This is a genomic window from Colwellia maritima (assembly GCF_022669015.1).
GTDB classification, from domain to species: domain Bacteria; phylum Pseudomonadota; class Gammaproteobacteria; order Enterobacterales; family Alteromonadaceae; genus Colwellia; species Colwellia maritima.
The window spans coordinates 775,369-792,470 of sequence record NZ_JAKKSL010000002.1 but is presented as its reverse complement, the minus strand read 5'-3'; the positions used below and the strand labels follow the sequence as shown (position 1 = coordinate 792,470).

The following is a 17,102-nucleotide window of genomic DNA, read 5'->3' as shown; positions in this document are numbered from 1 at the left end:
AGTGGGTGATTTTAGCAAGTATAAATGATCACATAGTTAGTGATAGCGGTATTAATCATTGATTATAAGGTTAATTCACCGCGTAAATTAACCTCCATCAATCGACATATTTCACGGTAACTAATGTCTTGACTAAGCAAATAATGCAATTTGGTCAAGGTTGCTTCAAGTGTCATATCATGTCCACTAATAACACCGGCTTGACTTAATGCATTCCCCGTAGCATAACCCGACATATTTACTTTGCCCTTAATGCATTGGCTACAATTAATTACGATGATCTCTTGCTCTTTTGCTTTGGCTAAGCAAGCAAGTAGGGCAGGATCTTGTGGTGCATTTCCAACACCATAACTTCTCAAAATGAGCGCTTTTACTGGTTGCCTAATAACATTCTCAACTACAACACTACTAATACCGGGATATAAATGAACAACCCCAATAGGTTGTGGGGTGATATTACGAACAATCACGGGTGGCGTATGATCAGAAGCTGATAAGTTATCAATTTGTGCAATTTCTCCCGCGAGTACTTTAATATTAATTCCCGCCTCAAGTAACGGTGACATATTAGGTGAGTCAAAGGCATTAAAACCATCTGCATAGGCTTTAATTGACCGGTTGCCTCGATATAACCGATTATTAAAAAATAATCCAACTTCGTTAATTGGATAATTTGCTGCTATATAAAGCGAATTGAGAACGTTCACCTGTCCATCTGAACGTAATTGACTAAGGGGGATTTGCGAGCCTGTAACAATAATTGGCTTATTCAAATTTTCGAACATAAAAGACAGTGCCGAACTGGTGTACGCCATAGTGTCTGTACCATGTAATACAACAAACCCATCATAATCATCGTAATGTTTCTTAATATCATCAGCAATATGTTGCCAATCACTTGGTGTCATATTTGATGAGTCAATTAACGGTTGGTATTCATTAATGGTAAATGTTGGCATTTCATCACGATGGAATTCCGGTAGGGCATTGATCGATTCCGTTAAGTGACCGTCAACTGGAATATAACCATGATCACTTTTCTTCATGCCAATAGTGCCGCCTGTATAAGCAACATAAATTCTTTTTCTGCTACGTTCAATTTGGCTCATAATTATTCACCACCACACGCTAAACAAAGAGTATAAATACCTTGAGGATCATTGAATTGATTCATTTTTGTAACTTCGCTTTCAAGTTGTGACAAAAACTGAGTCATAGGTTTTGCGTTGACACTTATTGGTGACGTTAATTCGCTTTCTGAAAACATACTTGTTTCGGTAACGAATATAGATTTTGCTTGCCCCATCATTTTTTGAATAAATTTATTACGTTCCGAAAGTTCTCTTTCAATAATGAAACTATCATATTGGTCTAGATTTGCTAGCTCTGCCGCTGCGGTAATAGCATCAGAGAGATTGCCTAATTCATCAACTAACCCTAATTCTTTCGCTTTTTTACCTGACCAAACTCTGCCCTGAGCAATGGCATCTACTTGATCCAACGTCATGCCTCGGTTTTCAGACACAAGGGCAATAAAATCTTGATAGCCTTTATTGATACTTAATTGAAATAGCTGCGCCATACCTTCAGTCAACGGTTGTGTTGGTCCAAAACCAGTAATATCAGTTGTACCGACACCATCAGTGTAAATACCTAATTTACTTAACGAATCTTCAAAGGTCATCATCATACCAAAAATGCCAATTGATCCCGTTATCGTTGATGGGGATGCATATATTTTATCTCGGCGCTGAAATCCAATAACCACCTGAGGCGGCATAAGTTCCCATAGAAGCAACAACTGGTTTGCCTGCTGCTTTTAATAATTCTACTTCTTGACGTATAATTTCAGAAGCAAAAGCGCTACCGCCAGGGCTGTCAACGCGAAGAACTACTGCTTTTACATCATCGTTATTACGCGCTTTACGTAATAATTGTGCCGTTGAGTCACCACCAATAGTACCGGGTTTCTGTACGCCATCTAAAATGGTGCCTTTTGCGACAATAATAGCAACTTTGTTTGTAGCCAATGGCCCAAAATCATTCGTGGGATTTACCAGTACATTTGCAGCTAAATAGTCTTTAAAACCGATATGATTATAACTGTCACCACGTGCGTTTTTACCCACTAATTCAATTAATGTATCACGCATCTGAGCACGTGTTTTTAATTGATCAACCCAATGGTTGGTTAAGGCATATTGGGCAAAACTATTATTTGCTTGGGTAAATTTTGTGATTAAATCCGTAATACTCTCATCAAAATTATCAGCATCAATGTTTCGTTGCACAGCAACATCCTGCTTATACTGTGTCCATAAGTCATTCAGCCATAATTTATTAGCTTCTTTGGCTTCATCAGACATATCATCACGTAAAAAAGGTTCAACCGCAGATTTAAAGGTACCCACTCGAAAAATATGTTGATTAATTGATAACTTTTCTAAAGCGGATTTAAAGTACATATTATATCGACCATAACCATCAAGTAACATAAAGCCTTGAGGATTTAGCCAAATATCATCAGCATAACTGGCTAGGTAATATTGATCTTGTGTGTATTGATCACCCAAAGCAATAATTTTTTTACCGGAGGTTTTAAAATCACTCAATGCAGCACCCACATCTTGCAATTTGGATAAACCTCTTTGGTTTCAAGCCCTGAATTTGCAAAACCAATATCTGTACCCGATCATCATTTTTCGCTGTTGAGATAACATCAAGGACATCCGCAAGTAGAACTTCGGGATTTTCTTCCTTCTCACCAAGTGCTTCAACAATAAATGCATCGAAAGGATTTATTTCATGTTTTTGCTCTACTAAATCACCTGCAAGATTAAGCAATAACGCGGTTTTATCTGGTATCACTATTCTGTCAGATTCAGCACTGATCATCGTAATGAAACCGAGAATTAAAATGATAAAGATAACATTAAGTATAATAGAGCGAGTGATGGTAAATAAACGCCAAATACCTGTAAGAATAAGCTTGAAAAAATTGACTAATGCATTCATAAAAATAGACTAATAACAATTGAAAATATTATCTGTATATTACCTTAATCAAGTTATAATTTGACCATTAGATTGTAAATAAATACGTATTTATCTGAAAGTTAACACGGAAAAGTTAAAACTGATTGAAAATGATATTTTATTATCAGAGGGCTATATAACAAAGTAAGTATTACTAAGCTTAATAGCCACACTGAATGTTAAGACAATTTATGAAGAGCGTGATTTTATTCTTCATTTGACCAAGTTGGCACACGTAAAGATACCTTGATTTTGCGGTATAGCAATTCTCCCCAATGATAAATAGTAAGCCCCAAGATGACGAGTAAAGCACCAAACACAAGTTGAGGATGAATGACTTCATCATTTAATACAGCGCCTAAGGTTAACGCGATAACAGGGGTGATTAATGTAATTAGCGCAACGGTACTTGCGGTTAACCGTTGTAATACAAAAAAGTAAGCAAAAAAACCAATTAATGAGCCAAATACACCTAAATAAACTGTTGCCCAAATTGATCGAAGTTGCCATTCGCTTGTATCAAAGCTGCCGTCAAGTAATAACCAATTAGCAATAAATAACGGTAGAGACAATGATAAGGCACCGACCGTTGTTGCCATAGGGTGAATGGCTAATGAAATACTTTTCACTAATACACCGCTTAAGCTAAATAAAAATACGGCGATCAATACAAAGCCGAAACCATAGATACTATCACCCGTTAAAGAAAAATTATCAGCACAAACAAAACCTAGGCCAATAAAAGATAACAACATAGATAACTTTTTGGCTGTTGATATTTTAGGCTCCGCAAGGATTCGACGTGCTAAAATAGCCGAGAATGCCGGAGCTAACCCAAAAACTAACGATAAAATACCTGATGATAAATAACCGGCGGCTAAGTAAGAGAACGACATTCCACCAAAAATGCCCAAAGCAGAAAAAGCATATAATCGAATGGCTTGTTTATGCCATGGTAATTCAATCTTCCTGATAAAAATAATCATACTGCCAAGTACTACTGCAATTACCATGCGCAGTAAAACAGCCATCGTTGGATTGATAGATTCGCTACTCCAAACAATGCCTAGCGGGGTAGTAGACCAAATTAATAATACCGCTAAATAGGCAACAGACACTTGCATTTTTACTCTCCTTATCGATTCTTCATGGGTTGCAGAGTCTTTTGCAGAATATTTACTATAGTGTTAAGACCAATAGAAAGAAAAAAGCCGCAAAAGGTAAATTCTGCGGCTTAAATAATGTGCTTAGTTAATATGTTTAGTTAATTGAACTATTTTGTTAACTTGGGCGCTCCGCAGTATTTGGCCATAATCGAATGACCTGATTCAGCCAACATGTTATAGCCTGAATTAGATTTTGTTTGAGCACAAAATTAGGATTTACTGCGAAAATATTTGTCATGGTCTTTATTGTTTAATTTACTGTTTAATTCATTCAATAGTTGAAGATCAATATTGCTGTCATGAGCGAGTGAAGTCAAGCAGTAATAGCGCTATTTTAACGTTTAAAATTTAATAGAATTGTATTAAGCATAGTTATACACTTAATAAACTTATAATTAGTATAAATATTTAATTTACTATGACAGCTATCGAATTACTTTTACAACGACAATCAACACCTTTTTTAGTTTCTCCTGCGCCCAGTGAAAAAACACTTGAGCAGATTTTAGCAGCAGGGATGCGAGTACCTGACCATGGATGTTTGCAACCTTGGCATTTTACTGTGATAACCGATGGTGGTTTGCAAAAGTTAAGTGACTTATTCGTTGCAAGCAGTGATGAGCAATTAGATGATTTAGATAAAATAGCTAAAAAACCTTTTCGGGCACCTATGATCATTGTTATCAGCACACAATACTGTGAGCATGAAAAAATACCTTTGCAAGAGCAATTAATTACGGCAGGCTGTTGTGCTCATGCCATGCAAATGGCCGCGTATGCTTTAGGCTATGGAGCCGTATGGCGAACAGGTGGGTTTGCTTACAATTCACGAATAAAGCAAGGTTTAGCTATCGCTGAAAAAGACGAGATTGTTGGCTATTTATATATTGGAACGCCAGGTAGGGCGCAAGTATTAAAACCAACTAAGCCTTTTGAAAATAAAGTGAGTTACTGGAAATAAAGAAATACAGCAGTCAACTTGGCGTAAATATCGCTAGCCGACTGCTTGAACATCGCGATTCGTTAGAACGCTGCGTTATTTGGTGTTCTTGGGAAAGGGATCACATCACGTACGTTTTGCATACCTGTTGCATAAGCGACTAAACGCTCAAAGCCTAAGCCAAAACCAGAATGAGGCACAGTACCATAGCGACGTAAATCACGATACCGGCTGTAATCAGCAACATCCAATCCCATTGCATCTAAACGACTGTCAAGTACATCAAGACGTTCTTCACGCTGACTACCACCAATAATTTCGCCAATACCTGGGGCTAAAATATCCATTGCAGCAACGGTTTTACCGTCATCATTTAAACGCATGTAGAATGATTTGATGTCTTTAGGGTAGTTTTGTAAAACAACTGGACCGTTAAAGTGCTCTTCAGCTAAGTAACGTTCATGCTCTGAGTTTAAATCTACTCCCCATGAAACAGGGTTTTCAAATGTTTTACCACAGTTTTCTAAAATGGTAATAGCATCTGTGTAATCTAAACGAACAAAATCTGTTTCAATAACTGAGTTCAAGCGATCTACCACAGTTTTATCTACACGTTGTTGGAAGAAAGCAATATCATCGGCACGTTCTGCTAAGACAGCTTTAAATACATATTTCAGCATTTCTTCTGCTAAATCAGCTGCATCAGACAAATCAGCAAATGCGATTTCAGGTTCTACCATCCAAAACTCAGCTAAGTGCCTAGAAGTATTGGAGTTTTCCGCTCTAAAAGTAGGGCCAAAGGTATAAACTTTTGATAACGCGTTACAATAAGTTTCAACGTTTAACTGTCCTGATACGGTTAAAAAAGTTTCTTTGCCAAAAAAGTCTTTTGTGTAGTCAACAGTGCCTTTATCATCTCGTGGTAAATTTTCCATGTCTAATGTACTAACACGGAACATCTCACCGGCACCTTCACAATCACTACCTGTGATTAGTGGCGTACTGATCCAAAAATAGCCTTTAGAATGTAAGAAACGATGAATCGCCTGAGCTAAACAGTTACGTACACGTGTAACTGCACCGCCGATATTGGTACGCGGACGTAAATGTGCTTGTTCACGCAAAAACTCAATACTGTGACGCTTAGCAGCCATAGGGTAAGTATCTGGATCTTCCACAAAACCAAGTACCTCAACCGCGGTTGCTTGAATTTCAAAAGACTGACCTTGACCAGGTGATTCAACTAATATACCCGTAACTTTTACCGAGCAACCCGTTGTTAACTTAAGAACATCTTCTTGATAATTAGTAAGATCACTTGGTACGATAGCCTGAATGGCATCAAAGCATGAGCCGTCATGAATAGCTAAAAAAGAAATACCTGCTTTTGAATCGCGGCGAGTTCTGATCCAACCATGAATAGTAATAGTTTCATCAACAGGGTACTGACCTGCTAATACATCAGTAATTGATATAACTGACATGTAATGACCTCTTATATTTTTATCAAATGTGCTGAAATTTTTAAGGTGGTTATGTTACCGTGACTATTATGTTTAACAAGTAAAACTTGCTAAATTACTTAACTATTATGAAAAATCGCGAAAATATTAATAATATTGGCTAAAAAAGTAGAAAAACAAATGAAATTAGCAAAAAACTTACCAACCAAAGAGAGACGAAAATCGTTAGATTTTTGGTTTTATTTAGCAAGAATTCTCACCATTAGTAGTTGGATTGCTTTTTTGGCTGCTCTGTATATTTCATATTTTGTTGCACCAGAAACAAATTATGGTGTTTTACGTTATTATAAAATAGAAGTACGGCAGTTTTGGTTAACTCCCTTAACGGGTTATTTGTATCTTGTTATATGGTTTAGTGCCGCAGGAATATATACATCGACACTCATTGATAAGTATCGTAGTAGAAGACATTGTGACAACACACATTATAACGCCTATTTTCTGTTAGCCTTTAACTTAATTTGGTTGTCGCTTATTTTATATAATGTATTGGGTGCAAAGACAGGATAAAGTCGTTATCTTTAATTGGGTCTATTTTTAAATAATTAAACAAAACAATTGTCTTCATTTAATACAGTAGAAATAGCTGTAATTAAATGTTTTAGCTGTTTTTTATTAATTATTAATGGTGGGATAATATAAATAAGTTTGCCAAATGGACGGATCCAAACACCTAATTCAACAAAACGTTTTTGGATCACCGCAATATTCACCGCTTGTAAACACTCAACTGCACCAATAGAGCCTAAAACGCGCGCATCTTTAACACGCGGATGGTTATTTAATGATAATAATGATCCTTGTAACCGTTGTTCGATAAAAGCCACTTGTTGCTGCCAATTATTTTCAAATAGTAAATCAATACTCGCATTCGCAACTGCACACGCTAACGCATTTCCCATAAACGTAGGTCCGTGCATAAAACAAGCTGCTTCACTCTGGCTGATGGTTTGAGCTATTTTACTTGTACAAAGTGTTGCGGCTAACGTTATGTAACCACCAGTTAGGGTTTTACCTAAACACATAATGTCGGGGCTTATTTCAGCCCATTCGCAAGCAAAAAGTTTCCCCGTACGACCAAAGCCCGTTGCTATTTCATCTACAATGAGCAATACCTTATATTGGTCACATAGATTTCTGCATGCTTTTAAGTACTCTGGATGATAAAAACGCATACCACCTGTACCTTGTACAATAGGTTCGACAATAAAAGCCGCTAATTCATGGTGATGTTTTTCAAACAGTGCCTTGAGTTCATTGATCTCTTTTTTATCCCATTGTTCACCAAACTTAATCGTTGGTCTTTGGGGCAAAGATATTTTTCATTAATACTTTGTCGAATATTTGATGCATACCCGTAATAGGGTCGCATACTGACATGGCAGCAAACGTATCACCATGGTAGCCATTACGAATAGTAAGCAACTTGGTTTTACTTTCTTTCTCTTTACTATGCCAATATTGCAACGCCATTTTTATCGCAACTTCAACACTAACTGACCCTGAATCTGAAAGAAATACGTTAGACAGACCCTTTGGCGTTAACTGTACAAGTTTTTCACATAACTCAATGGCACTACGATGTGTTAAACCACCGAACATAACATGAGACATTTTTGTGGACTGGTTAATTAAGGCCGCATTTAATTTAGGGTGATTGTATCCATGTAATACTGACCACCATGATGACATACCATCAATCAGTGATTCGCCATTTGCTAAATTAATGTAAACCCCCTCAGCGCTATCAACCAAATAGGTAGGTAAGGGAGATGTCATTGAAGTATAAGGGTGCCAAACATGGGTTTTATCAAATTCAAGTAATGTTAATGGGGTATGTACTGTTCTTTTAGTGGTCATATGTAAACTTAATTGGTTTCGTGGTGTTGACATCAAGGTTTTGATTGCTAGACTACCCGTTAACCAAACTAGATGCAAACGAGTAATCATGACACAAGCTGTTCTTACTTCTTCTACTAATTCAGATAATCCAGATATTCGCAATAATTGGACAATAGCAGAAGTTCAGGCATTATTTAGCCTACCTTTTAATGACTTAATGTTTAAGGCGCAAACAGTTCATCGTCAGCACTTTAACGCTAACGAAGTGCAAGTCAGTACATTGTTGTCTATTAAAACGGGTGCTTGTCCTGAAGATTGTAAATATTGTTCGCAAAGTGCACGCAATAAAACCAATGTAGAGAAAGAGCGTTTGCTTGAAGTAGAAAAAGTACTTGAAGCGGCAGAAAAAGCGAAAGCGATGGGTTCAACACGTTTTTGCATGGGAGCCGCTTGGCGTAACCCGAAAGAACGTGATATGCCGCTTGTGTTAGATATGATTAAAGGCGTAAAAGCATTAGGCTTGGAATCATGTATGACATTGGGCATGTTAGATGAGAATCAAGCAAAGCAATTACAAGGTGCCGGTTTAGATTATTACAATCACAATCTTGATACATCTCCAGAACATTATAATCAAATTATTACTACGCGTACTTATCAAGACAGATTAGACACCTTAGAGTATGTTCGCAGCGCAGGCATGAAAGTGTGTAGTGGTGGTATTGTAGGTTTGGGTGAAACAGACGTTGATCGTTCTTCTTTACTCGTTCAGTTAGCTAATTTACCTAAACAACCTGAAAGTGTTCCTATTAATATGTTAGTAAAAGTGAAAGGTACGCCATTAGCAGATGTTGATGATTTGGAAAGTTTTGATTTTATTCGTTGTATTGCTGTTGCTCGTATAATGATGCCAAAATCTCATGTACGCTTATCAGCAGGTCGTTCAGCAATGAACGAACAAATGCAATCATTATGTTTTCTAGCAGGTGCTAACTCAATTTTTTATGGTTGCAAGTTATTAACAGCAGAAAACCCAGAAACAGATAAAGATATCCAATTATTCAATAAACTGGGTATTAATACCGAAACTATTATTGATGAAAGTCAGCAACAAGAGCAAACCTTGAAAACAGCCTTAGTTAATGAGCAACATAAAGCGTTGTTTTATGACGCTGCTCAATAATTAACTATTAAGCACGCATAAGAATATTTTCCATGGCATTTGAATTCATTAATGAAAAATTAGCGGTACAAAAATCAAAGTTACGTTACCGACAACGATTTTGTATACAACACAATGACGTTAACGATTCATTACAAGAGGCTATTATTGTTGAAAATGGAAAAAATTATCTTAATTTTTCATCCAATGATTACCTAGGGTTGAACAATCACCCAAAGATAAATCAAGCGATGCAAGAGGGACTTGATAGATTTGGACTATGTGCAAGCTCGTCAAGTTTAGTTACTGGGTTTCATTATGCACATCAAGTTTTAGAGGATAAAATTTGCCAATGGTTAAATAAACCTCGATGCTTACTCTTTACCAGTGGTTTTGCCGCCAATGAGGCTATTTTCAATGCATTGGGGCAATCTGATCACATAAATACCCATTTGACGAGCCATTCAAAAACTCAATTTTTTCTTGATAAACTTTCTCATGCATCCATGATTGATGGCGCTTTTGCTAGTAAAGCCAAAGTAAAACGCTTTGGTCATAATAACATGACTCAACTTGAGCAATTATTATTACAAAGCAAGGCCGACAATAAGCTTATTGCGTCTGAAGGCGTTTTCAGTATGGATGGTGATCAGGCTAAGTTGACTGAGCTTGAGAAGTTGGCAGAAATCTATAATACTTGGCTTTATTTAGATGATGCGCATAGTATTGGCATAATTGGTGATCAAGGACAGGGTAGTGTTAGTCTTTTAAGGGGTAATAAACAGCCCAACATTATTATGGCAACATTAGGCAAAGCAATAGCGACAAGCGGGGCTTTTGTCGCTTGTGATGAAGCATTACATGATTATTTAATAAATTTTGCTAGACACTATATTTATTCAACGGCTATTTCTCCGGCCATTGCTTGGGCAACAATTAAAAGTATTGAACTCATAAAACAAGAACAATGGCGACGAGATAAAATTTTAGAATTAAGTGAACGACTTAAGGATGGACTTAACGATAATATTGAAATGGTGTCTTCAAGTTCGTCAATTCACGCTATAATTGTTGGTGATGAACAAAAATCGCTTGAGGCAAACGAACAATTAAAAAAACAAGGGATTTGGTTAACAGCTATTCGTCCACCAACGGTCGCTGCAGGTACATCAAGGTTACGCGTAACCGTATGCGCAAACCATAACATCAATAATATCAAACATCTAGCTCAATGTTTAAACAAGGCTCTTAAATAGATGATCACAACAAAAGTACATAAAGAAAACCAGTTTAAAATGGCCGAAAGCTTTGGTTCTGCAAGTAAATCTTATGATGTATCGGCTAGATTACAACGGTTTTCTGGTAAACATTTAATGCCTTGGTTACCAAATAAAAATGATTTACGGGTACTTGATTTAGGATCAGGTACAGGATTTTTCACCGATTTACTCGCTACAACCTACAAAGATGTTATCGGTTTAGATTTTTCTAAAGGTATGCTCAAATTTGCGAAAAACTGTAGAAATCAAAATATTCAATGGATTAATGCTGACGCACATAAAATACCATTACAAAATGAGAGCATCGATTTTATTTATTCAAATCTTGTACTTCAATGGTGTGAACCACTTGATAATGCAATTAAAGAAATGCTGAGAGTATTAAAACCGGGTGGTTTAATTGTATTTACTACCTTGGTTGATGGAACATTACATGAGTTAAAATCATCATGGGCTAAAGTTGACGATGATCAACACGTTATCGATTTTAAATCAGAAGATCAATTAGCGAAGTATTTTAATACGGATAATTCACAAATATTTGAGCATAAGTGTCAAGATATTGTTCTTGAATATCAAAATGTTATTCATTTAGCACGTGAACTTAAAGGATTAGGAGCTAATCATTTACCTAAGAAAAAGAATCGTGGTTTGTCAGGAAAAGATAAATGGTTTGCTATGACAGATCATTATCAGGAATTTGTTGAACCCAATGGGATATATCCTGCAACGTATTGTTTATATTCTGGTTTGGTTGTTAAGTTAAATAACCCAAGCTAATAATCAACATACAACAATCAAAAACACTAGAACGAAACACCTTAACCACATTAATTCAATGAAAAACTATTTTATTACGGCAACAGATACCGATGCAGGAAAAACCTTTGTTGCTTGCGCATTAACTCAAGCGTTTGTTAATCTCAATAAAAAGGTTGCCGTCTACAAACCTATTTCTGCGGGTTGTCAGCAAGTAAACGGTTTACTAATTAATAACGATGCAAAACTATTAAGTGAATTCGCAAATTGTGATCAAAACATCAGAGAGATTAACCCTATAGCATTTAAAGAGCCTATCGCGCCTCACATTGCTGCTGCTCGTGTTAATCGTGAGTTATGCTTGAACGAAATTGAACAAGGTTTCGACAATGTGTTGCAATTAAAAGCAGATATTAATTTAACTGAAGGTGCCGGAGGATGGCGATTACCGTTAAACACGTTTTCTGTTAAAAGCTTGTCAATTAAAGCTAGAGTAACTAAACCTATTTTTTTATCTGACTTTGCCGTGAATACAAAGCAAGATATTATATTAGTAGTAAATATGAAGCTAGGTTGTTTGAATCATGCTTTATTAACTTATCAAACAATTATTGCTGATGGTCTTAATTGCATCGGGTGGGTGGCTAATAGCGCCAGTAAAAATCTGATGTCTAATTTAGATGACAATATTGAAAGCCTCGAACAACTTTTACCTATACCTAAACTAGCACAATTAAATTACTATTCAGATACTCAAACGAGTGTGCATAGTAAAATTTGTACTGCTGCCCACACATTTGATTTAACGCCTTTACTTGCATAATTACTCACATCAATCTTATTTATTCTCAACTTGGTTTAAAAAAGACTTAACTCACTATAGAAAGAATTATTAAGTAAAGCTGAGTTTATTTGCCTAACTCTCGTAAACAAGCGGCAATAAAACCTGAACGGGTTTTATATGCCTCGTTTTTACTTACGCACTCATCTATTTGCTTAATCAGAATTTCAGGCAGGGTAACATTAATTTTGTGACTTCTTCCTAAATACGCTGTTATATCAATATCTATAATTGCCCAAAATGCTTGGGCATAGGTATGTGGATTATCAATAGCGTACTGCTTTCTATGTTTATCAATACTTATTGCTGTTGGTATTTTTTCACCGTACTCAGCCAAAATAGACAAATGTGATTTGATGCTTTGACTTATTTTTTCTAATCCTAAATCTATTGTTTCTACATTAACACTACAACCAGGTAAGTCAGGCACCATTACCTGATAGTTTTCTGAATTTTGAATGTTAGAAAACACAACTGCATATTTCATAGGTCACCTTTAAGGGTTTTTATATTACTGACTATGATACCCCCAACAACCCTATAAATCAATTTAACTATAACCCCGATAACTCCCAAGTTATTTTTAGAGGTAACCCCGGTAACTCTATTTATTTTATTTATAATAACCCTGATAACTCTTTGTTAAAATAAGTGAACATTTACTTCTATTTGTGGTTAGTTAAACTGCGTATGTGTTAAATTGATAAATTGGAAATAACTTAATCTGAATTACAAAATATCAATTAGAAAAATTGCCGATTTAATTAACACCAGAGTTATCGATTATGGTGGAAGATCCAAAAAATGATCATTATAATGAGGTATGAACAAAGGAATAAATTGTCTGACACAAAAACATTTTTGGGTACTATCGATAAGTTAATCCTTATTTTTTGAACGCGATAAACTCAATAAATACCTCAGAATTGATTAGGAATATTTATGAAAGAACTTATCCATACCAACCCAGATTTACTAATTACCGTTATCGGTATTGGTGGCTGTGGTTGTAATACTGTTAACATGCTTTATGAAAACAACTTATCAAACAGTGTAAATTTAATTGCTATAAATACTGATCTTGCCGCTTTAAATTCATTGCAAGTTGAGAACAAAATTTTAATTGGTGAAAACCTCACACGAGGTTATGGTGCCGGCTCTAATCCTGATATTGGTTTACAAGCCGCGCAAGAAAGTGAAGAACTATTAATAAATGCAATTAAAGGCAGTGATATTGTAATCATCACTGCCGGGTTTGGTGGTGGAACGGGAACAGGAGCTAGTCCATTAGTTGCAAGAATCGCTCGTGAGTTAAATATAAATTGTTTAGCGATTGTAACACTACCATTTGAATCAGAAGGTGAGCGTCGTAAAGAATTTGCTTTACAAGGAATAGATGAAATAAAAGAGCCGGTTCATGCATATATTACGTTATCAAATGATCTACTCTTAAAAGGTTTAGGTGAAAGTGTTCGTTTATTTTCTGCGTTCAATCAAAGCAATGAAGTATTGAAAAACCTGCTTGTATCATTGGTGCAAATGCTAACGGAAACAGGTTATGTTAATGTCGATAAAAATGATTTCTCTAGTATTTTGTCCTATGAAGGTGAATCTATTTTGGGGGTCGGTAAAGCCGATACTGAAGAGCAATCTTTTGAGGCATTGGATCAAGCATTGAATAACCCACTGGTCTCTATTGCAAAAATTGATACGGCAAAAGGGATTATCTTCCAATTATTTTGTAAATCTGAACCAAAACTTTCCACTTATAATGGCTTAATTGATCATATTAGAGAAAAAATTACCAATAAATCAGTGCTTATTGTGCCAGGTGTTACATTAGACCCTAATTTAACCTCAGAGATAGAAATCTTAATTATCGCATCTGGTATTGATTCAGCCGTTATCACACCGATACATAATGAAAGTGCTAACACTAAGAATGCGGATTATATCGATGAAGATTTAGCTTTTATTGATCCTAAAGAGGGGATATATACCGATATTCCGGCCAATTACCCGACGCTTAATGGCGAATAAAAATTTAGGATTTGATAATCTGTAATAACTAGCAAGTACAAGTTGATACTAACGAAGTCATTATTTGACGCCTATTTATTTGGGGTAACCTGTTATTTTGCGTATTGCTTTATATAAAGGGTTTAATCTGACATACATTTTTTTGTAAACGTTTTGATAAAGTGCATCGTAAATTTGTTTGTTTTCTGCAATAGGAGTAAATATATCGCCGCCGTGGGTCATGTGTTCCACGGCCTCGGCATAGCTATTGAATAAACCAACACCAACGGCTGCATTGATTGCTGCACCTAAGCCAGAAGTCTCAAAAGTATGAGGTCGTTGTGCGGGCATGCCAAAAATATCTGCCGTTATTTGCATCGCTTGGTCACTTTGAGACCCACCACCTGAGACCATTAGTTTGGTAATTTTAACTCCTGATTTTTTTTCAGATAGTTCTTTACCCTCTCGTAGGGCATAACCGATACCTTCTATAATTGCACGGTAAATATGTGCTCTAGTGTGAACATCACCAAAACCAATCATAGCGCCTTTAGCTTCTGGGCCAGGTGTTCTGATTCCAGGGTTCCAGTAGGGTTGTAAGACAAGTCCCATAGAGCCACCGGTACTTCTTTTAATAATTCATCAAATAAACTTTCTACAATAATACCTTGTTCATCGGCGATTTGTTGTTCTTTCAGTCCAAATTCTCGTTTAAACCAACTAACCATCCAATAACCACGCTGCACAATTAATTCTGTGTTATAAGTATTTGGGATAGCTGCGGGATAAGCGGGTAAATGCCTGATTGCTTCAATGTATCTAGTATTTGTTGTGTTATATGTTGCCGTTGTGCCATAACTTAAACTACCTGTTAATGGTGTTAAGCAACCCGAACCAAGTACTTCACAGGCTTTATCTGAACCGGCTGAAATTAACGGTGTTCCTTGCGGTATTCCAGTGTCAATTGCAGCTTGCGCAGAAATTTTACCTAACACATCTCCACAAGGGATCAATGTTGGTAACATAGTTTTTGTAATGGGTAATGCTTGCCAACGCCAATCTAATGGTTTAGCCCAACAATGATGTTTAAAATCAAAAGGCAGATAACCCACTTGGCTTGAAATAGAGTCAACATAATTTCCTGTTAATTTAAAACTATGAAAGCCTGAAAGTAACATGAATTTATAAGTTTTAGCCCAAATATCAGGTTGTTGGTGTTTAATCCAATTGGCTTCAGATTGGCTCCTAAAATAGTCGATTGTTTGTTTTTCGCCTGCAAGGGTAAAAAGGAAGCGCCAATACCAACTCATCTTGTCTAATTTAAGCTGTTCTCGTTGATCTAACCACACAAATGCAGGTCTTAATGGTTTACCTTCTTTATCTACATTTACCATGGTAGCACGTTGACAAGTTAATGAGGCTGCCTTTATTTGTGATTTATCAATGTTTAATAAGGCAAGTTCTGGCCATAATTGTTGACAAGCTTTTGTTAGCATTTGCCAGTAATAGTCAGGCTCTTGCTCAGCCCAACCTGGGTGTTTTGAGAAATAGGCTACAATATCTACTTTACTTTTAGCAACTAACTGTCCCTTAAGGTCAAACAACAAAGCGCGAATACTCTGTGTGCCATTATCAAGCGCTAAAATATATTGTGCTTTCGCGTTGATTTCTTTATGACTAGATTGGCAACTTTTCATTATTTAGGGTGTGCTGTCTTAAGTAGAGATTTTGGCAGCGAATAATATTGCTGCCAAATTTTTTGATAACGTGTTAATTCATCTTGCCATTTAGTCGTAGTCCGGCCAAGCTCTTGTGTAAATATAATAGCCAGGGACGAAAACAACGCTTCTGCACCATTGTGTAAAAGTAAGCCTAAACGAGTTCGTCTTAGTAGTAAATCGTCAAGGTGAATAACGGCTTCATGTTTAATAGCCCAACGGCACTCTGCTAAACAAAATTGTGTATCTGCTATTTTTATCGTTTCTTTTTCGTCGGCTTGAGCAAGTAGTAAAGCAGCATTATTGCCGTAACGCCCTAAAAGACGTTCTAGCCATGGTTTATCGTATTTGCCTGCGGCTAATTCGTTTTTAAATAACTGTTCAACTGAATAATTAGTAAAAATAGCATCATTAGATTTGTTTTTGTCTTGATTTGATATGGGTAACGTATCTTTTAACCATGGTAAAGCTGCATTAACGGCTTCAATTGCCGTTAAACGAAAGGTTGTTAATTTGCCACCACTTGCGGTAACTAAGGCATCTTCAGCCCAAATGCTATGATCACGACGTTCTTCTGATGCACTTTTTGAAAAATGTTTTATCGTAGACTTTTTGTCATAAGTATTTTTGTCAGAAGAAATGACAGGTCTAACCCCAGAGAACGTTGAAATAATATCGTCAATAGTGATGGCATTACCTGAAAAAGTTGTATTAACAGCTTTAAGTAAATAGGCGATTTCGTCTGTACTTATTTGGGCTTCGTTATCTAAATTTTCCTTATGATCTAAATCTGTTGTACCAATAACGGTCACGCCT

14 protein-coding genes and 2 pseudogenes are annotated in these 17,102 nt (G+C 36.3%); 7 read left to right on the top strand and 9 right to left on the bottom strand.

Annotated features, from left to right (window positions below):
* Positions 1 to 62 precede the first annotated feature (62 nt).
* The 3 genes and pseudogenes from ansA to L3081_RS13935 all read right to left on the bottom strand — a co-directional run bounded on the left by ansA (position 63) and on the right by L3081_RS13935 (position 4,160).
* Positions 63 to 1,109: an asparaginase gene (gene ansA / locus L3081_RS13945; protein WP_242286730.1), complete on the bottom strand. Its 1,047-nt coding sequence runs from the start codon at positions 1,107 to 1,109 to the stop codon at positions 63 to 65.
* Positions 1,110 to 1,111: 2 nt separating this feature from the next.
* A pseudogene (gene sppA / locus L3081_RS13940) lies at positions 1,112 to 3,015 on the bottom strand (signal peptide peptidase SppA).
* A gap of 227 nt (positions 3,016 to 3,242) precedes the next feature.
* The gene (locus tag L3081_RS13935; protein WP_242286729.1) at positions 3,243 to 4,160 is read right to left on the bottom strand and encodes a DMT family transporter; all 918 of its coding nucleotides are present in this window, start codon (positions 4,158 to 4,160) and stop codon (positions 3,243 to 3,245) included.
* Positions 4,161 to 4,620: 460 nt separating this feature from the next.
* On the opposite strand from L3081_RS13935, the gene L3081_RS13930 reads away from it, so the two are divergent.
* Complete coding sequence (locus tag L3081_RS13930) at positions 4,621 to 5,163, top strand: NAD(P)H nitroreductase (protein WP_242286728.1); 543 nt, start codon at positions 4,621 to 4,623, stop codon at positions 5,161 to 5,163.
* A 62-nt stretch (positions 5,164 to 5,225) separates the two neighbouring features.
* Here the strand turns inward: L3081_RS13930 and asnS are convergent, their stop codons facing one another.
* On the bottom strand, positions 5,226 to 6,626 hold the full coding sequence (gene asnS, locus L3081_RS13925; protein WP_242286727.1) for an asparagine--tRNA ligase: 1,401 nt from the start codon (positions 6,624 to 6,626) through the stop codon (positions 5,226 to 5,228).
* 159 nt (positions 6,627 to 6,785) lie between these two features.
* On the opposite strand from asnS, the gene L3081_RS13920 reads away from it, so the two are divergent.
* Positions 6,786 to 7,175: a hypothetical protein gene (locus tag L3081_RS13920; protein WP_242286726.1), complete on the top strand. Its 390-nt coding sequence runs from the start codon at positions 6,786 to 6,788 to the stop codon at positions 7,173 to 7,175.
* A 35-nt stretch (positions 7,176 to 7,210) separates the two neighbouring features.
* Here L3081_RS13920 and bioA read toward each other — a convergent pair.
* Positions 7,211 to 8,525: pseudogene (gene bioA, locus L3081_RS13915) on the bottom strand (adenosylmethionine--8-amino-7-oxononanoate transaminase).
* Positions 8,526 to 8,613: 88 nt separating this feature from the next.
* Between bioA and bioB the strand changes: the two are divergent.
* The 4 genes from bioB to bioD are packed head-to-tail and all read left to right on the top strand — an operon-like array spanning position 8,614 to position 12,531.
* Positions 8,614 to 9,690, top strand: coding sequence for a biotin synthase BioB (gene bioB, locus L3081_RS13910; protein WP_242286725.1), 1,077 nt, complete (start codon positions 8,614 to 8,616; stop codon positions 9,688 to 9,690).
* A gap of 32 nt (positions 9,691 to 9,722) precedes the next feature.
* Complete coding sequence (locus L3081_RS13905) at positions 9,723 to 10,925, top strand: aminotransferase class I/II-fold pyridoxal phosphate-dependent enzyme (RefSeq protein ID WP_242286724.1); 1,203 nt, start codon at positions 9,723 to 9,725, stop codon at positions 10,923 to 10,925.
* A complete protein-coding gene (bioC, locus tag L3081_RS13900) occupies positions 10,926 to 11,729 on the top strand; it encodes a malonyl-ACP O-methyltransferase BioC (protein ID WP_242286723.1) in 804 nt (267 codons plus the stop codon).
* Positions 11,730 to 11,787: 58 nt separating this feature from the next.
* Positions 11,788 to 12,531 carry a dethiobiotin synthase gene (gene bioD / locus L3081_RS13895; protein WP_242286722.1) on the top strand — a complete coding sequence of 248 codons (744 nt, stop codon included), beginning with the start codon at positions 11,788 to 11,790 and terminating at the stop codon, positions 12,529 to 12,531.
* Positions 12,532 to 12,616: 85 nt separating this feature from the next.
* Here the strand turns inward: bioD and L3081_RS13890 are convergent, their stop codons facing one another.
* Complete coding sequence (locus tag L3081_RS13890) at positions 12,617 to 13,036, bottom strand: type II toxin-antitoxin system HicB family antitoxin (protein ID WP_242286721.1); 420 nt, start codon at positions 13,034 to 13,036, stop codon at positions 12,617 to 12,619.
* A 455-nt stretch (positions 13,037 to 13,491) separates the two neighbouring features.
* On the opposite strand from L3081_RS13890, the gene L3081_RS13885 reads away from it, so the two are divergent.
* Positions 13,492 to 14,589 (top strand): cell division protein FtsZ, encoded by a 1,098-nt coding sequence (locus L3081_RS13885; protein ID WP_242286720.1) that lies wholly within the window; start codon positions 13,492 to 13,494, stop codon positions 14,587 to 14,589.
* Between the two features lie 75 nt (positions 14,590 to 14,664).
* Here L3081_RS13885 and L3081_RS13880 read toward each other — a convergent pair whose 3' ends face one another.
* The 3 genes from L3081_RS13880 to L3081_RS28370 are packed head-to-tail and all read right to left on the bottom strand — an operon-like array spanning position 14,665 to position 17,098.
* Positions 14,665 to 15,180: an FGGY-family carbohydrate kinase gene (locus tag L3081_RS13880; RefSeq protein ID WP_242286719.1), complete on the bottom strand. Its 516-nt coding sequence runs from the start codon at positions 15,178 to 15,180 to the stop codon at positions 14,665 to 14,667.
* Entirely contained in the window at positions 15,108 to 16,265 is a 1,158-nt protein-coding gene (locus L3081_RS13875; protein WP_242286718.1) for an FGGY-family carbohydrate kinase, read from the bottom strand. Before L3081_RS13875 ends, L3081_RS13880 begins: the two co-directional genes overlap by 73 nt.
* Positions 16,265 to 17,098 carry a glycerol-3-phosphate dehydrogenase C-terminal domain-containing protein gene (locus L3081_RS28370; protein WP_242286717.1) on the bottom strand — a complete coding sequence of 278 codons (834 nt, stop codon included), beginning with the start codon at positions 17,096 to 17,098 and terminating at the stop codon, positions 16,265 to 16,267. The genes L3081_RS13875 and L3081_RS28370 overlap by 1 nt, the downstream gene beginning before the upstream one ends.
* Positions 17,099 to 17,102: the final 4 nt, after the last annotated feature.